Origin of the sequence: Salinivibrio sp. IB282, assembly GCF_001995685.1 — a bacterium.
GTDB lineage: Bacteria > Pseudomonadota > Gammaproteobacteria > Enterobacterales > Vibrionaceae > Salinivibrio > Salinivibrio kushneri.
On sequence record NZ_MUET01000115.1, the window covers coordinates 1 to 4,135 of the forward strand.

5 protein-coding genes, 1 pseudogene and 1 CRISPR repeat array are annotated in these 4,135 nt (G+C 45.8%); of the genes and pseudogenes, 2 read left to right on the forward strand and 4 right to left on the reverse strand.

The features are described 5' to 3' along the window. Positions 1 to 70: 70 nt before the first annotated feature. The 4 genes and pseudogenes from BZG14_RS15530 to BZG14_RS14720 all read right to left on the reverse strand — a co-directional run. Positions 71 to 364: a hypothetical protein gene (locus tag BZG14_RS15530; RefSeq protein ID WP_131825199.1), complete on the reverse strand. Its 294-nt coding sequence runs from the start codon at positions 362 to 364 to the stop codon at positions 71 to 73. Between the two features lie 109 nt (positions 365 to 473). Further along, positions 474 to 752 carry a type II toxin-antitoxin system RelE/ParE family toxin gene (locus tag BZG14_RS14710; RefSeq protein ID WP_077609091.1) on the reverse strand — a complete coding sequence of 93 codons (279 nt, stop codon included), beginning with the start codon at positions 750 to 752 and terminating at the stop codon, positions 474 to 476. Then, on the reverse strand, positions 749 to 1,033 hold the full coding sequence (locus tag BZG14_RS14715; RefSeq protein ID WP_062907370.1) for a type II toxin-antitoxin system RelB/DinJ family antitoxin: 285 nt from the start codon (positions 1,031 to 1,033) through the stop codon (positions 749 to 751). Before BZG14_RS14715 ends, BZG14_RS14710 begins: the two co-directional genes overlap by 4 nt. Positions 1,034 to 1,128: 95 nt before the next feature. Next, positions 1,129 to 1,864: pseudogene (locus tag BZG14_RS14720) on the reverse strand (ISAs1 family transposase); the annotation flags it as partial. A 392-nt stretch (positions 1,865 to 2,256) separates the two neighbouring features. On the opposite strand from BZG14_RS14720, the gene BZG14_RS14725 reads away from it, so the two are divergent. Together BZG14_RS14725 and BZG14_RS15755 are read left to right on the forward strand one after the other, a co-directional pair. After that, positions 2,257 to 2,778: a GNAT family N-acetyltransferase gene (locus tag BZG14_RS14725; RefSeq protein WP_077457229.1), complete on the forward strand. Its 522-nt coding sequence runs from the start codon at positions 2,257 to 2,259 to the stop codon at positions 2,776 to 2,778. Between the two features lie 314 nt (positions 2,779 to 3,092). After that, positions 3,093 to 3,636: a CRISPR direct-repeat array (repeat unit 38 nt; unit sequence GTCCTCACGGACCACGCCCTGACTAAAGGGATTAAGAC). Between the two features lie 292 nt (positions 3,637 to 3,928). Then, positions 3,929 to 4,075, forward strand: coding sequence for a hypothetical protein (locus BZG14_RS15755; protein WP_198532075.1), 147 nt, complete (start codon positions 3,929 to 3,931; stop codon positions 4,073 to 4,075). Positions 4,076 to 4,135 lie beyond the last annotated feature (60 nt).

Here is a 4,135-nt window from a genome sequence, read left to right on the forward strand (position 1 = left end):
GATGAAATTGTTATTGAAAATCACTCACTAGAGAAAAATTTAAAATCAGTGATGAAATTGTTATTGAAAATCACTCACTAGAGAAAAATTTAAAATCAGTTGCATTAATAAGGAAAGCAGGGCCATACGCAATTGCTGCGATTGTCGCAGCAATACCCTTCATTCCTTTTACAGGTGGGGCAAGTGTACCTGTAACAATGGTTAGTTTTATGGGGGCTTCTGGTGCGGCAGCTTCTACTGGAGTAATTAGTCTGGTGGCAGCAATTGGTGGGGTAGTTGTTATTGGAATTTTCACAGACTGGGAAGAAGTAGAAATTGCGGGCGTCTTCAAACTTAAGAGAAAGCGTAAGTAGGTATAACACATATGAGCCCTTCTCCGGTCAATAGGCAACAGCATTCTTTTGGCTGCGCCAGCAGCCAATGCTCTCGAACAATAAAGTCGTCTACTTCGTTCTGTTCCCCAGAGGAGGCAATCAATCCGTAGGGAATTTTTGTTTCTGGTGGAGTACACGCATAACTCGGGTGATATCGCCCTCGACCCAGTAAGAGACAATCATCGAAATCTCAGGAATAATGAGTAATCGTCCGCGGATGCTATCTCGTTGTACGCCCATTAAAGGTTGTTCTAGCAAGTTGTCTACTTTTTCTTCAATGAGGCTGTCAGTTTTTTCTGCTACATCAGGGTTGAAGTCATAGAGAAATTCGAAGATCTTTTCACGATCATTAAGTGACTCTTCTTCCCATAAAATCATTGCTTGCCTCGATTACGGATTCTGGCTTTACGCTCTTCCATTCGAGATTTAGCAGCTTGGTGCTCAACGAAAACGGATTTTCCTGAGTCAAACTTCTCAAATGCTAGGTTTACTTGTTCAGTTAACCATGCATCGTGAGATAATGTTTTTCTTTGTTGTTCAGCGAGTTGCTCAGTAAGTTCACGGCAAGCATCACTCAGTGTGCGCCCTTGGCTCTCAGCCATTTGTTGTGCTAGGCGTTTTGTTTCTTCATCAACACGAAATTGAATTCTAGTGTCCATGATGTATTCCTCTGCTGTTGTGTGTACAGATGTTAGCACTAGACTTTGAGATGGGCAACTAACACATATAGAAGGCAGGGCGAGCGCATGAGTGTTCATTTTTCAACCATCGCCGGTATGCCTGCGGCTAAAACCTTTTTTAAGAAGCTGGGATTCATGAGACAGCGCTTCTGTTTGGCCACCAAGCTGATCTTGGTCGGCTCGCCCGCACCATGTTTGAGGCCATGTGTCGCAGACAGGCAAAGTTCGCGGCCCCATTGTCTTTATAAATTTGGCAGGCGTCTTCACCCATGTTGACATCTAACACCCAGTGCATGGATTCAATGCCCAATGCGAGCGGATGGCGCGGCCTGCCTCATCGGCAGTCAGTGATTTTGAGCTGATATAGTAGCGGTACTCCAGCGACATCGGGCGCCCTTTTTCAACACGCAAAGACTCAACCATGACAAGGCTTTGCAGTGATGGCCAACGGGTAAAGTCGCCTGATAAACACGCTTTATCAAGCACATAGCACTGACATGATTCAATACGACCGTGACCATATTCAAACTCGACATCGTCATTGAAGGTTCGACGTTGCTCACTGAATGCCGCGGTGATCGCGTTCGCTAGCTTGCCCTGGTTTTGTTTCATCGCTAATAAGTAATCACCACCTTGCTCAACAATAGCTTTGGCAACTTTCGTTTGACAGGCCATAGCATCGATAGTGACAAGCGTACCGCGTAAATCGAGTAGGCGAATTAACTCGGGAATCGCACTGATTTCATTGCTTTTTTCTTCAGTCTTGAACTGCCCAAGCACCAGGTGGTTTTCGCTGGCATACGCACTCATGCGCTCGCCCTGAGGCGCGAATTGGATTCAAGCATTCACGAATGCGGTCTTAAGTCATTCACTATTGATCACAGGAGAACGAACCCAAGCTATAGAGTTTTATGAAAAATCACTTAGTTATCAGTTAAACCTCTCTGAGGGTGACAACAAGGTTTTCGACGCTACCTTTAAAACCATCCCGGACCCAAGGGCGTAATCGATCTGGTTATCATCGAGCGCTAATGAAGGTTGTTACGAAATGGCGGCTTTTACTTTACGTAGAAGCCGCCATTTTTATTGTGTGAACTAAAACACATTTGCCCGTCACCGATAAGACAAGATGATTGGAACCCTATTAGTATGGCGAACTGGTTAATAATTGAATAAATGGATTTATTATCAATAGTTTAAACATGGAAATTCTCCCAGAAATCGAAGTGTCGAACGCGCAGCATGAGGCTATTCAAGCCCTTAGAAACAAGGCATTTCCTGACCATCAAGTTGCCCGTTCTTACTATAAGCAGCTTCTCCACATGCGGGCATTGCAGTACCAAGGTAATCAACTGATTGGTTATATGGGGTTGGATTATAGGGCAGTGAATGTCGGTGGCGACGTATACAAAGTATTAGGGGTGAGTGATTTTTGCATCGACAGCGCTTGGCAAAGAAAAGGGATTGGCTCGGGTATGCTGGCGCAACTGGCTGACTATGCCAGAGATAAGGACGTTGATTTCATTATTCTTATCTCTGAGGTGCACGATTTTTATGTGGCTAATGGCTTTCAGCTTGTCGAGTCACATGCCTCTTGGCTACGCATCCATGAACATACAAATTATGGCGTTGCGGTTGAGTATGTTGATGAATTGTACGTTAAACCGATGAAAGATAAATCATGGCCTGCAGGGCATATGGATTGGCTGGGGTATATGTATTAATGCCTTCGGTAGACGTCGTTTATGGCGTGTAAGAGGGGTGAGTCGCCTTTGGCTGGGCGCCTGCAGCTATCTGCAGGCGCGTGATGATATCGGCAACTAAACGCCCTTGCTACTGCATTACCGCAAACGACTCGTAAGGGGCCAGTTTGTAGGGAGGGAGAATTAAAATAAGATAATAAGTAATTCATGTGCTTACGGAGGATAGATGAAAAAGGGCATACAGATTGCATAATTTTCTAAAATTAAAGGTGTTTAAAACGCCTGTTTATTTTGCAACTTGCAAAATTAAAAACAATCAGTTATAAATTGAAATAGTCCTCACGGACCACGCCCTGACTAAAGGGATTAAGACTTTACGTTTCCTTTCTTTCTCCGCTGCCTTTTCCGTCCTCACGGACCACGCCCTGACTAAAGGGATTAAGACTGTAATATCTTTAATAATATTAGCTGTGATTTGGTCCTCACGGACCACGCCCTGACTAAAGGGATTAAGACTGATGGGTGAGGCAATGAACATCGTCCCAACTGAGTCCTCACGGACCACGCCCTGACTAAAGGGATTAAGACAATTGCTTTGAATACAGGCGACTGGCCATGTAATGTCCTCACGGACCACGCCCTGACTAAAGGGATTAAGACCTAATGTTACTATCACAGCAATAAACCATTGATAAGTCCTCACGGACCACGCCCTGACTAAAGGGATTAAGACCATACGTCGGCGCTTCAAAAATTATTTTCACTTGGTCCTCACGGACCACGCCCTGACTAAAGGGATTAAGACCTAAACGTGGTGGTGAGATAACACGTGTGATATGGGGTCCTCACGGACCACGCCCTGACTAAAGGGATTGAGGTGAAGGGCCTAGGTCCTAGAATCCTAGGTCCTAGGATCTTTATTCCACGCCCTGACTAAAGGGATTGATAGCTAGGTCCTCGCCTCCTAGGCCCTTGATTTCACCCTCTGACAAAAGCATCCCGCTTCATCATCACGTCCCCCCGCTTCATCGCTTCCCATACGCAACACATGTTCACCAATTGGTCATCCCGCCTATTTTGCATCGCACTGTGTAACCTAAGCATGGTTTTACAGCACAGGGGCGAGCCATGCAGACACAAACCATCACCGTCACCACCGCCAGCCAAATGCGTGAAAGGGGGTCTGCATTACACCAATAAGCCGCACATGCTGGCACAAACCCAGCGCTGGCAATTGGTTGTGCGTGGCAAGCGGGTGATCGCCGCGATTTTATTTAAAGCCAAACGTGGCTGGAAATTAGTGGCAATGGCCGCGTGATTTTATTTAAAGCCAAACGTGGCTGGAAATTAGTGGCAATGGCCGCGTGTCGTCGTGCTA

What these genes read in the sequence shown, in the direction of transcription:
- BZG14_RS15530 (WP_131825199.1), bottom strand. Translation starts at nt 364, where the DNA reads ATGTGTTATACCTACTTACGCTTTCTCTTAAGTTTGAAGACGCCCGCA.
- BZG14_RS14710 (WP_077609091.1), bottom strand. Translation starts at nt 752, where the DNA reads ATGATTTTATGGGAAGAAGAGTCACTTAATGATCGTGAAAAGATCTTC.
- BZG14_RS14715 (WP_062907370.1), bottom strand. Translation starts at nt 1,033, where the DNA reads ATGGACACTAGAATTCAATTTCGTGTTGATGAAGAAACAAAACGCCTA.
- BZG14_RS14725 (WP_077457229.1), top strand. Translation starts at nt 2,257, where the DNA reads ATGGAAATTCTCCCAGAAATCGAAGTGTCGAACGCGCAGCATGAGGCT.